The sequence below is a fragment of the Leeuwenhoekiella sp. CH_XMU1409-2 genome, from assembly GCF_037029365.1.
Lineage (GTDB): Bacteria > Bacteroidota > Bacteroidia > Flavobacteriales > Flavobacteriaceae > Leeuwenhoekiella > Leeuwenhoekiella blandensis.
Map to the genome: position 1 here is coordinate 270,789 of NZ_JAYMEI010000001.1, position 16,164 is coordinate 286,952.

Below are 16,164 nucleotides of genomic sequence, written 5' to 3' on the forward strand. Positions count from 1 at the left end.
CTATTATTTCTTTGCTAACCAGGCTTCGCGAGCTTTTACAGCCTCTTTCTTAGCATTGTTGTCAATAGCTATCGTAAAAGTTGGATCAGCGGTAAGTCTGACTTTGGTTTTATGTTCTTCACCAAAGCGCTCAAAGGTAACCTGAAGCACGTCATCAATATTCTTATTGCTAAGCAATTCTTTAAATGCGTCGTTTGAAGTCATCGCAATCCCATCTATGCTTGTGATAAGGTCGCCTTTATCTAAGTCAGCTTGATAAGCCGGACTGCCTTTAAACGTATTTCTCGAGATTTCTAGTCCGTTGCTGGTTTCACTAAATGAAGCTCCAAAGTAAGGCTTTGCTGTAGCGCGATTCAGTTGTAGACCTACCTGCTCAAAAAGGTTTTTGTAATCAGGCATGTTACTTTTGTAGATGTATTTTCCGAAGAAATCCTGAGCAAATTCAGCACCTGCATAATCTGCTAGTGTTGCTTCGATATTTTCAACGGTGTAGGCTACTTCGGTTTTACCGAAACGTTTCCACATCAATTGCATAAAATCGTCCAGATTCAAATCCTTTTCACGTAAGCTCAGATCTAAAGCCAGGCCTAAAACGCTTCCGTAAGAATAGTAGGAGATAAACATATTCTCACGGTTCACCGGGTCGACCGAAGTCGCTGCATCTACAAAAGGCGCTTGATTGCTCATCTCTATCGGATTGAAATACTGCAAAGCAGGCGAGTTCCAAACATAATTAAAAGTGCCGTTCAATCCTTTTACATAATCTTCTGCGCTAATAACTCCTGCGCGTTCTAGAATCAAATTGGTGTAATAGCTGGTAAAGCCTTCAGCAAACCAAAGCGAGTTACTCATATTGGCCTGATCAAATTGAAAAGGCTCAAGGTCTGCTGGCCGTATGCGCTCTACATTCCAGCTGTGGAAAAATTCATGAGATACAGTTCCGATATTCCACTCCATGCCACCTTCAGCTAAGGTTTCAGTATCGGTAAGAATGGTGCTGTTGCGGTGTTCCATTCCGTCGCCCGAAACGTTGGGCGCGTAACACGCAAGAAAGGTGTACTCACCAAAATCATAGGTTGGTAATTCGCCAAAAACCGCTTTTTCTTGAAGCACAATCGCTTGTATTCTTTCCCAATAAGTATCAAAATCACTATCAGGATTAGGATCGTGAAGTACAAACTTAACGGTCTGCCCGTCTACTTGAAATTCGCGCTCTTGATAATCGCTTATTTCTGTAGGGCTGTCCATAAAATAATACAGGTTGGGAGCAGAAAAGGTATTGTCTTCTTTGTGTTTTAATTGAGTGGCAACTTTCCAATTCAAGTCTTTTCGAGCATCAAATGTGATCTCGATAGGGCGTTCCTGCAAAGTTTCTGCATACATAAATGTTGCTGGTATATTCAGGTGCGCGTGAGTAAGATCTACTTGAGAGTACGTCCCGCCACCGCGATTAGCAAAAAGAATATATTCTACGTTGATCGTGCCGTCTGTATTGGTGATGATCCAGCTATAGGGATCGTCGCGTTTAACTTCTAGAGGTTCACCCGCTCCGTTTGTCGCTTTAAAACCGTACACATTCTTGGCAAACTCGTGAATGGCATAGCGACCAGGAGAAGATCTGCTCATTTGTACACGCAGTGTTTTTGATTTCACTTCCGGAAATGTGGCTTTGACGATAGCTTCGTGGTGCACGGCATTGTCAAAAGAAATAGTGTAAGAATTGGTTTGCGCCTGTAGTGAAAGGCTTAGAAAAAGGAATGCAATCCAGAGTTTCATTTAAAGGAAATTAAGAATAAGCTTTAAAAGTACTCAAACTGCGGCAAAACTAATCCTCAGTATAGGCCAAAATATCACCGGGCTGGCAATCCAACGCTTTGCAAATTGCTTCTAGTGTGGTAAAGCGAACCGCCTTAGCTTTCCCTGATTTTAAGATGGAAAGATTGGCTTCGGTTATGCCAACGATTTCTGCCAGCTCTTTGCTCTTCATATTTCTATCAGCCAATACCTGATCTAAGTTAATGATGATGGGCATAGTCTAAATGGTAAGATCGCTTTCCAACTTCAATTTATTACCTTCTTTGAAGATTTCGCTAAGCACGAATGCAATTAGAGCTATTATATAGAAAGTCAAATTCAAGCTAATTCTGGTCAGCTTGTATTGAGTTTCAAAATCATAATAGTCGTAGGACGAGATTATACCTATAATAAAACAATAAATTCCTATTCTTTTGAAAGCGAAAGCATTAATGTTTTCAAAAGTTTTTCGGTTTTTTACGGAAGCTATAACTTTTCCAAACAACCGTATTGACATAAAAATCAATGATGCGCTCACAGTGAATTTTATATAATTGAAATAAAGTGATAATGTTGAAAAATTTATAAAGTTTGGCTTTTGTGGGCTTACAGTTTCTGAATTCTTTGAATAATCTATTTTTGATTCAAGTGAGATGATGGAGCTGCCGCTTTTTTGGTCTATAAAATCCCAATTTTGGTAAGCCGATTTGTCTAATTGAAAATGTATGAATAGTGCTGTTGCTGTAATTATTGTGATAAGAATTATTGCATTTATCAATTTACAGGCTAAGCTGGCTATAGATAGGAGTGTATTTTTCTTCATAATGAGCGTTTTAAACAGTTAAATCATTTTCTTCTTTCAGCTTTAATGCCCTTGCAAAAGCATCACTAAGCAATAAAAATAATACGCCTACGATAAGCAGAAATAAAAGCATGCTGAAGTTGGAGATGCCAAATGTGATGCTGATCTTTCCTTCATTCGTTAATAGCGCATTTATTCCTACAAAAACGAACGAGCCCAGTCCGGCAGCTGTAAAAAATTGACCGACTTTCTTTGTGCTTTTAATAACTTCTGATGAGAATGGCTTCTTTTTTAGAAGTTGACTTGCGAATTTTCTCAGTTGAAAGAAACCGGCAAAAAACAACAGGAAAAGTATGAAGAAGCAAATTGTGAAAAGTAGTGCGCCGCTTCCAAAACCTTGCTCGGTATAGGGTATGTTCACTTTAACAATGCTCTGCTGCGGAAACATAAGAATGTACAAAATGGTACCCGGGAAGAACACCACAACGGGTACCATCAGGTAAAACGCCAGGTCGATGAGCCCTTTAAAAATAGAATTCAGTTTCATTTATTATTGTTTTTCGATAACAAATATAAGATAATTATTGAAAAACAATAATTTTATTGGCGCCGCCAAAGGGTTAATACTTCCGAGGCTTGCCCTTAGATAGTTTTCCTTCATTTTTTGTTTCTCTCAAACTGTATCTTTGCCCAATGCTGCCCAAAAAATTACAGGATAAACTCAATCAACGTCGTGAAGCAAATGCCTTGCGCCAACTGAAAGTACCCGATGCTGAACTGGTTGATTTTTCATCTAATGATTATCTGGGATTTTCTAAAAATTCGGCTATTTTTTATCGCGCAAGCGAAATTTTAAAAGAGCAAGATCTGGAGTTGAACGGTGCTGCAGGATCACGCTTACTTTCGGGAAATCATAAATTGTATGAGCTGACCGAACGTTTTATTGCTAAAACACATCAGGTAGAAGCAGCGCTCATTTTTAACTCGGGTTATGATGCTAATGTGGGTTTTTTTGGATCTGTACCACAGCGCGGTGATGTGATCTTGTATGATGAATTTATTCACGCCAGCATTCGTGATGGCATCCAAATGAGTCACGCAAAAGCCTATAAATTCAAGCACAACGATCTAGAAGATTTAGAATCAAAACTGTCACTTCGAGCGCAGTCGAGAAGCTTAGACAAAGTCGGTGATTGTCAAATCTACGTAGTCACCGAATCGGTTTTTTCAATGGACGGGGACAGTCCTGATCTTTTAAAGTTGGTAGACCTCTGCGAGCAATTTTCAGCTCAAGTTTTTATTGATGAGGCACACGCCATTGGAGTTTTTGGTACAGGGATCATCGATGACCTCGGGTTGGGGAATCGTGTTAGCCGACTCGTAACTTTTGGTAAGGCGATGGGGTGTCACGGCGCAGCGATTTTAGGTTTTGAAATCTTAAAAAGCTATCTCGTTAATTTTGCCCGCAGCTTAATTTACACCACTGCATTGCCACCACATAGTGTGGCGACTATTTTGGCTTCCTATCAACACGCGGCGTCTGATGCAAAAAAGCCAAATTCCGCTTTCAAAAAGATGCGCGAAAACATTCAATATTTCCAGAAAGAGCTCAAAAAGCAACAGCTTGAGGAGTTTTTTATCAAGAGTGATTCGGCGATACACTGTGCAATTCTTCCGGGTAACGCGCGCGTAAAGCAAATTTCAGCAGCATTATTAGATGCAGGTTTTGATGTCAAGGCCATTCTTTCGCCTACAGTTCCGGCAGGTCAGGAGCGCTTACGAATTTGTTTACACAGCTACAATTCGCAAAGCGAAATACAAACTGTGCTTTCGCTTCTGGTAAAATCTTTAGAATGATTTTCTGTAGATAAAGTTCGCCGCAGTACCTTTGCAGCACTATGGAAAAACAAACGTTCTTTATCACAGGAATTTCTACCGAAGTTGGAAAAACAGTAGCCTCTGCAATTGTAACCGAAGCTTTGGAGGCCGATTATTGGAAACCCATTCAGGCAGGCGATTTAGACTATTCGGATACGCATAAAGTCAAAGAATTTGTTGGGAATGACAAAACCGTTTTCCACGATAACGCCTTTAAGATGCGTACGCCTATGAGTCCGCACGCGGCGGCAGAGATCGATGGCGTTTCCATAAAAGCTTCAGAAATCAAAAGACCGGAAACCGAAAATAATTTGGTTATCGAAGGAGCCGGTGGATTGCTTGTGCCGATTAGTGAAACCGAAACGATTCTCGATTTGATTCAGCCGGAAGATAAAGTGATTGTGGTTTCCAGACATTATCTGGGAAGCATCAACCATACGTTGCTTACGATTGATAAACTGAAACAAGCCGGTAAAACTATTCACGGAATCCTGTTTAGCGGTGAAGAACATCCCACAACCGAATCGGTCATTGCAAAAATGAGTGGTGTAGCCATTTTAGGTCGAATAGATGAAGAACCTTATTTTGATAAAATGGTGGTCAAAGAATATGCAGAGCTTTTGAAAGCTAGTTTGCAGTAAGCAGAAGTTTCTAATAAAACCCTAGAATTTTGAATCTAACAGAACGCGATAAACAACATATTTGGCATCCTTTAACGCAGCATAAACTGCATCCTGAAGCAAAACCTATTGTGAAAGCAAAGGGCGCATTGTTGTTTGATGAGGAAGGTAAAACCTATGTAGATGCTGTTTCTTCCTGGTATACGGCAATGTATGGGCATTGTAATGATTATATCGTCGAGCGGGTGCATCGTCAAATGCAGCAGTTGGATCAAATCATTTTCAGCGGATTTACCCACGAGCCGGCGATAGAACTCTCTGAAAAATTGATGGCCATTTTGCCTGATAATCAGCAGAAGTTGATGTTTAACGATAACGGTTCTACCTCTACCGAAATCGGGATCAAAATGGCCTTGCAATATCATCACAATAAAGGTCAAACCCGCAAAACGCTTCTGGCTTTTGAAGAAGGTTTTCACGGAGATACGTTTGGAGCGATGTCTGTGAGTGGTTTGTCGGTGTATAATGGTCCGTTTGAGGAGTTTTTCATTGATGTAAAACGCATTCCGCTGCCTACCGCAGCTAATCAGGAAGAACTCATAAAAGCTATTGAAGCATTTCACGCAGAAACTCCGCTTGCAGGATTTATCTACGAACCATTAGTACAAGGTGCAGCAGGGATGAAAATGTATCAGGCAGCGCATCTGGAGCCAATTTTACAGAAATGTAAAGAACTTGGTATTATTTTGATCGCTGATGAGGTGATGACCGGGTTTGGCAAAACCGGAAGCTTTTTCGCTTCAGATTTTATTGAAGTGAAGCCAGATGTCATTTGTCTTTCAAAAGCGCTGACAGCCGGTTTGGTGCCTATGGGCGTCACCACGTGTACACAGGCTATTTTTGATGCGTTTTATGATGATGATATAGGCAAAGGCTTGTTTCACGCGCATACCTATTCGGCAAATCCTATTGCTTGTGCTACTGCGATCGCTGCGCTCGACTTGCTTCAGTCTGAAGAAATTCAGCAGAATATAAAACAGATTCAAAGCTGGCACGCTGCTTTTGCTTCAGAGATTGTAGAGCATCTCAAAGTGCATTCAACGCGACAACAGGGAACCATTTTTGCCCTAGAGCTTGATGTGCCGATGGAGCGCTACGGAAACTTGCGTTATCAAATTTATGAGCGCTGTATGGCAGAAGGTGTGTATTTGCGACCGCTGGGATCAACTATTTATATTTTGGCGCCTTTTGTGACTACTCAAGAGCAAATGCAGAAAGTTTACGCGGCTATTAAAAAGGTTTTAGACAGCTTCTAATGTAAAAGGTACAGATTGACTTTTTTATGGCATAAATCGTGATTGGCAATTAGTCTAAATCTCATTTATGAAAAAACTTCTACTCTTAAGTATCTTCATCCTAAGCATTTATTCCTGTCAAAACGATCAGAAAGCAATCGAACTCACCAGTCTGCTCAGTGAATTGGGGGATGAGACGCAGAATTTTACTGTTTCTTCAGATTCCGTTTCTGAAATTATAGGCAAGTATGGTACTAGAATAGTGGTAAATTCGGGTGATTTGGTTCATGAAAATGAGCGTTCTGCTATTGGTGAAATTAGATTGGAGCTTACCGAATTAACAACTAAAGAAGCTTTAGTAAGACACAATGCACAGACCCGTTCTGGTGATGAATGGCTCATATCTGGAGGCGCTTATAATATTCAATTTTTTGATGAGTCTGGTGCTCAGCTTAGGCTGCGTGATGGTAAAAGTCTGGAGGTTCAATTTCCAAAATTAGTTGATGAACCGATGCAACTTTTTTCAGGTTTAAGAAATGATGAAAGTGTGATGAACTGGCAGTTGTAGGATATTGATTTTGAAGAAAAACGATACCAAAGCTTTTTAGTAACTGACACCGTGGTTCTAGATTGTGAATTAACAAGGCGTTATCGGGTGGATACTTATAAGGCAGTTAAAATGGTTGAGAATTTAGGATTGCGAACATTCCGTGAATTGAAAACATTAAAGAATGATATTGATTCGCCAAAAGGTGATTCTTTATATTTCTCAAATGATACCTTGGTGCGTTATAGATATATTGATTATTCCGATGACTTTGGCGTAATTGATGAAGAAGTTCTTTCTAAAAAAAATATTGATAAAATTGTAATTGAGAAAGTGAGACTTGATTCAGTAATGTTCTCAATTAGAAATCCAATAGATTTTATAGCTTCTGAATCTCCTTGTGACCTTATTGCTAATTCTGGCAGTTTAGGAATTAGCCAAAAATATAAATTTGAATCAGTTTTGTATAAAAGCATTCAATTAGCTAAACTAGGTTGGATCAATGTAGATAGATTTTATCCCGATATCGAAGAACGTCTTGAACTGCAGATCAGTAATGGCGATCAACTTACATTATTATATATCATTGACGAATCAAACAATACGGTTTTGAATGTGTACGCGGATGAGAGTAAAAAAATTTTACTACCTCAAGGCAAGCAATTTAAAGTATTAGGTTTTTTTCTGGATGGCGAGCAACTATTTACTGCTATGAAGCGTATTCGCCTTGTAGAAGATCGTAAAATAGAATTAAAGATGAAGCCTGTTGATTTTAATGAAGTTGGAGGTTATTTAAAATAACTTCTAATAATCCCCCTGATCCAACTGGTTTTGGTTTAAATTGATAAGTTCTCCGGTTTTATCAACTTGAACCTCGAAGATCTCGTAGATCAACGCATCATCACTTCCTGAGGTTTTTACGTGTAAGGTAGCGGTGCCGTTAGGCCCTTCAATAGGAATGGTCGCTTCGCTGGTTTTGTGTCCGTTTTTGTAGTTTACCGAGTAACTGCCCATTCCGTCTTTGGTTATGGGTTCGCCGAGGACTTCTATTACTTGCGGGTTGCTTTTTGCAATTTCCAGAGCATCATTGCCGCCACTGTCATTTTGAACACTTTTCACAAATCCAAAAATGGCACCTCCAAGAGCCAAAACACCTATAATGATAAAGGTGAAACAACCGCCTACGGGCACGACCCATTTCCAATTTCTTGACCACCAGCTGCGTTCTTCCGTTACGAGTTCGTTCATTTTAAGTTCTTTTTGATTGATGTTACTAAACTAAGCGTTTTTGATCATTCTCGATATTTGATGCCTTATTTTTGCAGCAGATTAAATGGATTTCTGTCTTCCTTTTAGGAAACAGTAATAGAATAATATCTGCGGTGCAGATAAAGATTGAAGATGTGAAGCATGTGATCGCAATTACCGGAATGGCTGCAATTTCTGCAGCAGATACCACTGAAAACCAGCTTGGAAAACACGCCCTGTCCTACGACGGCCAACTTGAGGCTTGGGTAGGCAAACTTCCGTCAGCACTCAAAACTAAGGTTGAAGCCATTCGCACAGAAAACCGAAATTACCAGGCTTTGGATGCTTCAGTATTGTATGCGATGTATGTCTCAAGATTGGCGACGCAACAAGCCGGTTGGCAACAAGGAAGTGATTTTGGGATCAACATGGGTTCGTCTCGCGGTGCAACGCAGCTTTTTGAGCAGTATTTTGAGCATTTCCTTCAGCATCATAAAAGCGAACCATTAGCTTCTCCAACAACAACATTAGGAAATCTTTCTTCTTGGGTTGCGCAGGATTTACAAAATAACGGTCCTGACATTTCGCATTCCATTACCTGCTCAACGGCTTTGCATGCGATGCTCAACGGCGTAGCCTGGTTGCAAGCCGGGATGTGCGATAAATTTTTAGTAGGAGGTAGTGAGGCGGCATTGACGCCGTTCACCATCGCACAGATGAAAGCCATAAAAACGTACTCAAGAGCTTCAGCAGATGCGCAGTTCCCGTGTTTGGCTTCAAATCTTGATAAAACTGAAAATACAATGGTTTTGGGCGAAGGTGCTGCTGCAGTTTGTCTTGAAAAGGGGCGAAATGAAAATGCATTGGCGTATATCACCGGAGTAGGTTATGCGACTGAAAAGCTCAAACACGCGGTATCCATTTCTGCGGAAGGATTATGCTTTCAAAAGTCGATGCGTATGGCGATTGAAGCTGCTTTTGGAACTGATCAAGACGGTCAGATTTTGACCTTTGCAGAAATGACCAAGAAAGTAGATGCAATTGTGATGCACGCGCCGGGTACGATTGCCGGTGATAAAACCGAATATCTGGCTATCAAAAAAATATTTGGAGAACGTCTTCCGTTATTAACAACCAATAAGTGGAAGATTGGTCACACCTTTGGAGCGAGTGGTTTGCTAAGTTTTGAAACGGCGATGCGCATGCTGCAACATAACGAATATGAGGAAGTTCCTTTTATTTCGGCTCAAGAGTCACCTCAAAACATAAAAAATATCCTGGTGAATGCAGTTGGTTTTGGCGGTAACGCTGTGAGTATTTTAATAAGCAAGGCATAGTTTGCCCTAGTTATAAACAACATATTTAGTATTTTTGAAACCGCTTCCAGAACTTAAACTTCATAAATTCTGATTTTGAAGATTTGGGTTTTTAAGTATAAAAATGATTTACATGAGACACAATTGGACCCGCGAAGAAATTCTAGAGATTTATAATAAACCCTTGATGGAATTGCTTTATGAAGCTGCCACTGTACATCGTGAGTTTCACGATCCCAATACGGTACAGGTTTCAACCCTACTTTCAATAAAAACAGGTGGATGTCCCGAAGACTGTGGGTACTGCCCTCAGGCAGCGCGCTATCATACAGATATCGAAGGGAATGATCTTATGGGAGTGCAGCAGGTTAAAGCGCAGGCTTTGCGCGCCAAAGCAGCCGGAAGCTCACGTGTTTGTATGGGAGCTGCCTGGAGAAATGTAAAAGACGGTGAAGAGTTTGATCAGGTTTTAGAAATGGTGCGTACCATTAATAAACTGGATATGGAAGTATGCTGTACGCTAGGGATGATCACCGAAAATCAGGCGCAGCGTCTGGCAGAGGCTGGTTTATATGCATACAATCATAACTTAGATACTTCTGAAGATTATTATAAAGATGTGATCTCTACTCGTGCCTTTCAGGATCGCTTAGATACTATAGGCAATGTACGTAAGACCAATGTTACGGTATGTAGCGGTGGAATCATAGGAATGGGAGAAAAAGTAGAAGACCGTGCAGGAATGCTGGTGGCGCTGGCTACTTTAGATCCGCAGCCCGAGAGTGTGCCTATCAATGCGCTTGTAGCAGTTGAAGGAACTCCGATGGAAGATATAGAACCTATTTCTATTTGGGAAATGGTGCGTATGGTTGCCACTACCCGTATTGTAATGCCGCAAACTCAAGTGCGACTAAGTGCAGGACGTACACAGATGAGTAGAGAAGGGCAGGCCATGTGTTTCTTTGCCGGAGCAAATTCGATTTTTGCCGGTGATAAATTGCTTACCACACCTAACCCTGATGTGAATGAGGATATGGAAATGTTCAAGCTGTTAGGATTAAATCCACAAGCACCTTTTGTGAAAAAAGCACAACCGGAAACTGTTGAAGCAGCAGATTCTCAACATTTGCCTAAAGGCGAAAAACCAAAATGGTCACGACCAGGGCATACCATTCCGCGTAATGAAGAAGCAAAGGCAAAGGCTAAAGCTTAATTAAATTTTAGAGCATACTTGAAACTTACCGAAATACATAGGGTAAAAAGCATTACCAAAGCGGAGTTTGTAAAAAACTACCTCAAGCCACAAAAGCCGGTGGTTATAGAGAATCTCATAGGAGATTGGCCGGCCTATGACAAGTGGAGTTTAGATTATATAAAAGAGATCGCCGGCGATAAAGAAGTGCCGCTCTATGATGACCGCCCGGTAACGCACGAAGATGGTTTTAACCAGGCGCATGCTAAAATGAAAATGGCCGATTATATCGATTTGCTAAAGCGCGAACCTACCAACTATCGTATTTTCTTGTATAATATTATGAAGGAAGTGCCTTCACTTAAGAAGGATTTTAAGTTTCCGAAAATAGGATTGCGGTTGATCAAGCAGATCCCGATGGTGTTTTTTGGGGGTGAGAACTCTAAAGTATTTATGCACCACGATATCGACTGGGCAAATATTTTACACTTTCATTTCCACGGAAAAAAACGCTGTATTTTATTTCCGCCAGATCAAACAGAAAACCTGTATAAAGTGCCACATTCTTTGATAACAAGAGAGGATATTGATTTTGACCATCCGGATTATGAGAAATTCCCTGTGCTTAAAAAAGCTGAAGGTTTAGTGTGTGATCTGAAACACGGGGAAACTTTATATATGCCCGAAGGCTATTGGCATTATATGAAGTATGTAACGCCCGGATTTAGCATGAGCTTGCGTGCATTGCCTAGAAAGCCTAAACACCTCTTACAAGCCGTGTATAACGTTTTTATCATGCGTCATTTTGATAACTTGATGCGTCGCCGTAAAGGACAAGCCTGGATTGATGAGAAAAACGAGCGTGCTATTGCAGAAACCCATAAAAAACACGGGTTGGCGGTTTAAGGAATCAACGCTTTAGCCTTTTCATAAACCCAATCTCCCGGCCAGCCGCGGTACATTAAGTAGTCGGCTAATTTTTTACGCTTTTTGTATTTGTCTTTTTCGGTGAGTTGGTCAAAACGCTTTTGAGCCAGTGCGTCAAACGTATTTCGGTATTCTTCTTCGGGGATTTCGGTAAAAGCTTTGTTGATGAGATAGGTGCCTATTTCGCGTTGCTTCAATTCTTGTTTGATGCGGTTTTTTCCCCATTTTTTATGGCGAAATTTTCCGCGAGCAAAACTGCGCGCAAAGCGTTCTTCATCTAGAAATTTATGCTGGAGTAAGTGGTACATGATCGCGTCTACAGCATCGGGGATCATTCGCATTTGAATCAATTTTTCGCGCACCTCTTTATGACAGCGATCTTGGTAGGCGCAATAGGCCTCAAGCTTGCGCTTGGCTTCTTCTACAGTATAGGTTTTTGTGGGTTGTTGATTCAAAATTCAAAGTTGAGAATTCAAATTTAAGGTCTTTTTACGCCAATACATACCGGACGGATTAAAAGGTTTCAACCGCTCTTCTTCAGGAGCAATGCTTATTAGAGTAATAAGGGTCCAATAAAAAACCCCCACCGTTTGCACGATGAGGGTTGTTTCAGTTTATCTAATTTCTTTCCCGTCTTTTGTAAAACGGTACTCGAGATACGTGTAAGCATCTCTGGGCATTATCTTAACCCATTTTTTTGTGTTCTAAAAACCATTTAGAACGTACTGAAGGGAAGCCTTTTGTCAAGAAGGCTGCTATAAACGGATGCGTGTGTAACGTGATCTTTTTATAGTCTTTTTTGAATAGTTTGATCAAATCTGCTTGTATGCGATTTACAACACTAATAGGCGCTTCGATCTCACCGTCTCCGTTAGGGTCTTTTTCGCGAGTTTTTATATTCATCTCGGGACGCACACGTTGACGTGTGATTTGTATAAGACCAAATTTACTAGGCGGTAAAATTTTATGCTTGGCACGATCGTCGCTCATTTCATCACGCAAGTGATTAAACAGTTTTTTGCGATTTTCGGCTTTGCCCATATCGATAAAATCTACAACAATGATCCCACCCATATCACGCAGACGTAGCTGTCTTGCGATTTCGGTGGCAGCGATCAAATTCACTTCTAAAGCAGTGTCTTCCTGACTTTTTGCTTTGCTTGAACGATTACCGCTATTTACATCTATTACGTGAAGGGCTTCGGTATGTTCTATTACCAGATAAGCGCCTCTACTCATAGAAACGGTTTTGCCAAACGAAGTTTTTATTTGACGCTCTATGCCATGTTTTTCATAAATAGGCACAGTGTTTTGATAGAGTTTTACGATACTTTCTTTGTTAGGTGCAATCTCTTGCAAGTAATCTTTGATTTGGTAGTACAATGTTTCATCATCTACGCAGATGTTTGTAAACGAGTCATTAAAGAGGTCTCTTAACATAGAAGAGGCTCTGTTCATCTCGCCTAAAACTTTACTGGGTAAATGAGCATTGTGTAATTTTTTACACATGGCGGTCCAGCGGTCCACCAAGTTTTGTAGATCTTTGTCTAACTCTGCAACCATTTTTCCTTCAGCGACTGTGCGCACAATTACGCCAAAACCTTTTGGCCGTATGCTTTGCATCAGACGTTTAAGTCTTGCTTTTTCTTCGCGGGACTCTATTTTTTGAGAAATAGAAATTCGGTCAGAAAAAGGAACGAGAACCACATATCTCCCGGCGATAGAAAGCTCACTGCTTATTCTGGGGCCTTTAGTTGAGATGGGTTCTTTTACTACTTGAACAAGAATTGACTGGTTAGATTTAACAGCATCCGCTATTTTTCCGTTTTTGTCAATGTCTTTTTCTGCAGGAAAGTTTTTTAAGGAAAAATCCTTGAGTTTACCTGTGCTTACACGTTTTACAAATTTCAAAAGAGTGGGAAGCTGAGGTCCTAAATCGTGATAGTGCAAAAATGCATCTTTCTCGTAGCCAACATTGACAAATGCGGCATTAAGACCAGAAACCGTTTTGCGTATTTTGGCGATAAAAATATCACCTACACTAAACTGGTTGTCTTCCTCATCCTTATGTAATTCTATTAGTTTACCATCTTTTAAAAGGGCAAAATCAACTGAAGTGGAACTGGATCGAATTATTAATTCATTATTCACGCTTCATTAAATTATATCCACAGCATCATCCACAACGGATTGCTGCAAAAGATTAAACATTATTTTTCACAGGATTTTGTGTTTACGATAGGAGATATTTGTTTTCTAAAATAGCTTCAGAAAATTATCTCCAGATGTCAATGAACAGTATTATACGAGATGTATAATAAAAGAAAAAGTAGTGCTAGACTACTTTTTCTTTTTGTGACGGTTAGCACGACGACGTTTTTTACGCTTGTGCGTCGCTACCTTGTGTCTTTTTCTTTTCTTACCACTTGGCATAAGAACTCAATTTAAAATTAATAGTTAGTTTTCGTCTACAGATACGTTAGACTTAACGCCTTCTACAAATACCTTTGCAGGTTTGAATGCAGGGATGTTATGTGCTGGTATCTTGATTGTAGTGTTCTTAGAAATGTTACGGCCGGTTTTCTCAGCACGAGTTTTAATGATAAAACTTCCAAAACCTCTCAGGTAAACATTGTCACCACCTTCTAATGAATTTTTAACTTCAGTCATGAAGGTCTCAACAGTTGCTTGTACATCGTTTTTCTCGATTCCTAGTTTCTCAGAAATTTTGGCAACAATATCTGCTTTTGTCATTACTTGTTATTTTAGGGGTTAAAAATTTTCAAGGGTGCAAATATACATATTAATAAATCAATATTTCAAGCGTAAAAGATTAAAATATAACTAGATAAACGGTTAATTTGACCAAAAGGTATTTTTTGTGTTAAACTTTTCTAAAAAACTCATACACTGGTATTTACAGAATAAGCGCGAATTGCCCTGGAGGCAAACTAAGGACCCTTATAGAATTTGGCTGTCTGAAATCATACTTCAACAAACGCGAGTAGAGCAGGGAATGCCCTACTATTTTAGCTTTGTAGAGACCTATCCTGATGTAAAAGCATTGGCTGATGCTCCCGAAGATGACGTCCTTAAATTATGGCAGGGCTTAGGTTATTATTCACGCGCTAGAAACCTGCACGCTACAGCAAAAAAAGTGGCTTATGAACACAAAGGCATTTTCCCTGATACGTATAAAGAATTAAAGAAGCTTAAAGGAGTGGGTGATTATACGGCTAGTGCTATTGCTTCTATTTGTTTTGACGAGGCGGCTGCTGTTGTTGATGGCAATGTATATCGCGTGCTCTCCCGAATTTTCGGAATAGACACTCCTATTAATAGTACACCTGGCGCTAAAGAATTTAAAGCTTTGGCACAGGAATTAATAGATGAGAAGGATCCCGCCACGTTCAATCAGGCGATTATGGAATTTGGTGCGACACAATGTAAGCCTAAGAATCCGTATTGTTTGCATTGCCCGTTCAATGAAGGGTGTATTGCTTTTCAGCAAGGAAAAATTTCCGATCTGCCCGTCAAGAAAGGAAAGATCAAAGTGAGAGATCGGTTTTTTAACTATTTGATCTTTATAACGCCAGATGGTCAAACCATGCTTCAGCAGCGGGAAGGTAAAGGGATATGGCGTGGACTTTTTGATTTTCCGCTTTTGGAGACGGAAAAGGATTTGCCGGAAGCGCGCTTCCGCGAAAGCGTAAATTCCTTAAAGATCACCACAAAAGAAAAAAGTATACGTTTTAGCGATTTGCCGGTAGAAGAGGTGATACTTCAACAACGAGACCCTATTATTCATAAGTTGTCGCATCAAAAACTACACGTAAAGTTCTGGGTGGTAAAGCTTAGTGAAGCGCCTGGTTTGCAGACGATCGCCTATGAGCGTTTAGGTGATTTTGCAGTGCCCCGGGTAATCGATCGCTTTATGGAAGACTTTGATTTTAAAGACTTTTTATAATAAAATCAAGAATTTTGACCCGTATTTATTGTGAGGTGTTAACGCCATTTTAGTTGAGCAACTCCTTAATTTTAGTTACTTTTGACCTCTAAAACTTAGAGAATATGTCTGGTACGCTAAATAAAGTAATGCTCATAGGGCACACGGGTGATGATGTAAAGATGCACTATTTTGAAGGTGGCGGGGCGATAGGTCGTTTTCCGCTTGCGACAAATGAGACGTATACCAACCGTACCACCGGTGAGCGCGTAAGTAATACCGAATGGCACAATGTAGTTGTGCGTAATAAAGGTGCAGAAATCTGTGAGAAATACCTGAAAAAGGGTGATAAGGTTTATGTAGAAGGAAGAATCAAAACCAGAAAATGGCAAGATGAATCTGGTACTGAACGTTACAGTACAGAAATTCAATGCACAGACTTCACGTTCTTAACGCCTAAAGATGCAAGCGGAATGACCACACAGTCAGGAGGTGCGCAACCTGCACAGAGTACCGCTCCGGCAAGTACACCAAAACCATCACCTTCTCCGGTAGCTCCCGGCTATGACGATGATGATGAAGACGATTTACCATTTTAA

At 40.3% G+C, this 16,164-nt stretch carries 17 protein-coding genes and 1 pseudogene; 10 read left to right on the top strand and 8 right to left on the bottom strand.

From position 1 onward, the window contains the following. Positions 1-3 precede the first annotated feature (3 nt). From WA338_RS01105 to WA338_RS01120, 4 genes are read right to left on the bottom strand one after another with little or no spacing between them, the layout of a single operon-like run. The gene (locus tag WA338_RS01105) at positions 4-1,776 is read right to left on the bottom strand and encodes a M61 family metallopeptidase (RefSeq protein ID WP_272987091.1); all 1,773 of its coding nucleotides are present in this window, start codon (positions 1,774-1,776) and stop codon (positions 4-6) included. Between the two features lie 49 nt (positions 1,777-1,825). Further along, positions 1,826-2,032 carry a helix-turn-helix domain-containing protein gene (locus WA338_RS01110; protein WP_272987089.1) on the bottom strand — a complete coding sequence of 69 codons (207 nt, stop codon included), beginning with the start codon at positions 2,030-2,032 and terminating at the stop codon, positions 1,826-1,828. A gap of 3 nt (positions 2,033-2,035) precedes the next feature. Further along, positions 2,036-2,617: a DUF2975 domain-containing protein gene (locus WA338_RS01115; RefSeq protein ID WP_272987086.1), complete on the bottom strand. Its 582-nt coding sequence runs from the start codon at positions 2,615-2,617 to the stop codon at positions 2,036-2,038. Between the two features lie 10 nt (positions 2,618-2,627). After that, positions 2,628-3,143, bottom strand: a complete 516-nt coding sequence (locus WA338_RS01120; protein ID WP_272987084.1) for a DUF2975 domain-containing protein — start codon at positions 3,141-3,143, stop codon at positions 2,628-2,630. A gap of 146 nt (positions 3,144-3,289) precedes the next feature. Here WA338_RS01120 and WA338_RS01125 point away from each other — a divergent pair, with 146 nt between their 5' ends. From WA338_RS01125 to WA338_RS01145, 5 genes are all read left to right on the top strand, one after another. Continuing rightward, on the top strand, positions 3,290-4,453 hold the full coding sequence (locus WA338_RS01125; RefSeq protein WP_272987082.1) for an aminotransferase class I/II-fold pyridoxal phosphate-dependent enzyme: 1,164 nt from the start codon (positions 3,290-3,292) through the stop codon (positions 4,451-4,453). A gap of 41 nt (positions 4,454-4,494) precedes the next feature. After that, positions 4,495-5,115 (top strand): dethiobiotin synthase, encoded by a 621-nt coding sequence (gene bioD / locus WA338_RS01130; protein ID WP_272987080.1) that lies wholly within the window; start codon positions 4,495-4,497, stop codon positions 5,113-5,115. 29 nt (positions 5,116-5,144) lie between these two features. Beyond that, entirely contained in the window at positions 5,145-6,410 is a 1,266-nt protein-coding gene (bioA, locus tag WA338_RS01135) for an adenosylmethionine--8-amino-7-oxononanoate transaminase (protein ID WP_009778543.1), read from the top strand. Positions 6,411-6,477: 67 nt separating this feature from the next. Further along, complete coding sequence (locus tag WA338_RS01140; RefSeq protein WP_009778544.1) at positions 6,478-6,957, top strand: hypothetical protein; 480 nt, start codon at positions 6,478-6,480, stop codon at positions 6,955-6,957. 87 nt (positions 6,958-7,044) lie between these two features. Next, the gene (locus tag WA338_RS01145) at positions 7,045-7,737 is read left to right on the top strand and encodes a hypothetical protein (protein WP_154648882.1); all 693 of its coding nucleotides are present in this window, start codon (positions 7,045-7,047) and stop codon (positions 7,735-7,737) included. A 3-nt stretch (positions 7,738-7,740) separates the two neighbouring features. On the opposite strand, the gene WA338_RS01150 is transcribed toward WA338_RS01145, so the two are convergent. Continuing rightward, positions 7,741-8,184, bottom strand: a complete 444-nt coding sequence (locus tag WA338_RS01150) for a cytochrome c oxidase assembly factor Coa1 family protein (protein ID WP_009778546.1) — start codon at positions 8,182-8,184, stop codon at positions 7,741-7,743. 71 nt (positions 8,185-8,255) lie between these two features. Here WA338_RS01150 and WA338_RS01155 point away from each other — a divergent pair, with 71 nt between their 5' ends. The 3 genes from WA338_RS01155 to WA338_RS01165 all read left to right on the top strand — a co-directional run bounded on the left by WA338_RS01155 (position 8,256) and on the right by WA338_RS01165 (position 11,598). Beyond that, positions 8,256-9,521, top strand: a complete 1,266-nt coding sequence (locus WA338_RS01155) for a beta-ketoacyl synthase N-terminal-like domain-containing protein (protein ID WP_009778547.1) — start codon at positions 8,256-8,258, stop codon at positions 9,519-9,521. 103 nt (positions 9,522-9,624) lie between these two features. After that, on the top strand, positions 9,625-10,713 hold the full coding sequence (bioB, locus tag WA338_RS01160) for a biotin synthase BioB (RefSeq protein WP_040532466.1): 1,089 nt from the start codon (positions 9,625-9,627) through the stop codon (positions 10,711-10,713). Positions 10,714-10,731: 18 nt separating this feature from the next. Next, on the top strand, positions 10,732-11,598 hold the full coding sequence (locus tag WA338_RS01165; RefSeq protein ID WP_009778549.1) for a cupin-like domain-containing protein: 867 nt from the start codon (positions 10,732-10,734) through the stop codon (positions 11,596-11,598). Here WA338_RS01165 and WA338_RS01170 read toward each other — a convergent pair. The 3 genes and pseudogenes from WA338_RS01170 to WA338_RS01180 all read right to left on the bottom strand — a co-directional run bounded on the left by WA338_RS01170 (position 11,595) and on the right by WA338_RS01180 (position 14,373). Then, complete coding sequence (locus WA338_RS01170) at positions 11,595-12,074, bottom strand: regulatory protein RecX (RefSeq protein WP_009778550.1); 480 nt, start codon at positions 12,072-12,074, stop codon at positions 11,595-11,597. The genes WA338_RS01165 and WA338_RS01170 overlap by 4 nt on opposite strands. A 159-nt stretch (positions 12,075-12,233) precedes the next feature. Then, positions 12,234-13,770, bottom strand: a pseudogene (locus tag WA338_RS01175) (Rne/Rng family ribonuclease). Positions 13,771-14,076: 306 nt separating this feature from the next. Then, complete coding sequence (locus WA338_RS01180; protein WP_009778552.1) at positions 14,077-14,373, bottom strand: HU family DNA-binding protein; 297 nt, start codon at positions 14,371-14,373, stop codon at positions 14,077-14,079. Between the two features lie 127 nt (positions 14,374-14,500). On the opposite strand from WA338_RS01180, the gene mutY reads away from it, so the two are divergent. Then, positions 14,501-15,586 carry an A/G-specific adenine glycosylase gene (gene mutY / locus WA338_RS01185; RefSeq protein WP_009778553.1) on the top strand — a complete coding sequence of 362 codons (1,086 nt, stop codon included), beginning with the start codon at positions 14,501-14,503 and terminating at the stop codon, positions 15,584-15,586. A 104-nt stretch (positions 15,587-15,690) separates the two neighbouring features. Beyond that, the gene (locus WA338_RS01190) at positions 15,691-16,164 is read left to right on the top strand and encodes a single-stranded DNA-binding protein (protein ID WP_009778554.1); all 474 of its coding nucleotides are present in this window, start codon (positions 15,691-15,693) and stop codon (positions 16,162-16,164) included.

Bases quoted from the DNA above. Each gene is read 5' to 3' on its own strand.
- WA338_RS01105 (WP_272987091.1), bottom strand. From the start codon at position 1,776: ATGAAACTCTGGATTGCATTCCTTTTTCTAAGCCTTTCACTACAGGCG.
- WA338_RS01110 (WP_272987089.1), bottom strand. From the start codon at position 2,032: ATGCCCATCATCATTAACTTAGATCAGGTATTGGCTGATAGAAATATG.
- WA338_RS01115 (WP_272987086.1), bottom strand. From the start codon at position 2,617: ATGAAGAAAAATACACTCCTATCTATAGCCAGCTTAGCCTGTAAATTG.
- WA338_RS01120 (WP_272987084.1), bottom strand. From the start codon at position 3,143: ATGAAACTGAATTCTATTTTTAAAGGGCTCATCGACCTGGCGTTTTAC.
- WA338_RS01125 (WP_272987082.1), top strand. From the start codon at position 3,290: ATGCTGCCCAAAAAATTACAGGATAAACTCAATCAACGTCGTGAAGCA.
- bioD (WP_272987080.1), top strand. From the start codon at position 4,495: ATGGAAAAACAAACGTTCTTTATCACAGGAATTTCTACCGAAGTTGGA.
- WA338_RS01140 (WP_009778544.1), top strand. From the start codon at position 6,478: ATGAAAAAACTTCTACTCTTAAGTATCTTCATCCTAAGCATTTATTCC.
- WA338_RS01150 (WP_009778546.1), bottom strand. From the start codon at position 8,184: ATGAACGAACTCGTAACGGAAGAACGCAGCTGGTGGTCAAGAAATTGG.
- bioB (WP_040532466.1), top strand. From the start codon at position 9,625: ATGATTTACATGAGACACAATTGGACCCGCGAAGAAATTCTAGAGATT.
- WA338_RS01180 (WP_009778552.1), bottom strand. From the start codon at position 14,373: ATGACAAAAGCAGATATTGTTGCCAAAATTTCTGAGAAACTAGGAATC.
- WA338_RS01190 (WP_009778554.1), top strand. From the start codon at position 15,691: ATGTCTGGTACGCTAAATAAAGTAATGCTCATAGGGCACACGGGTGAT.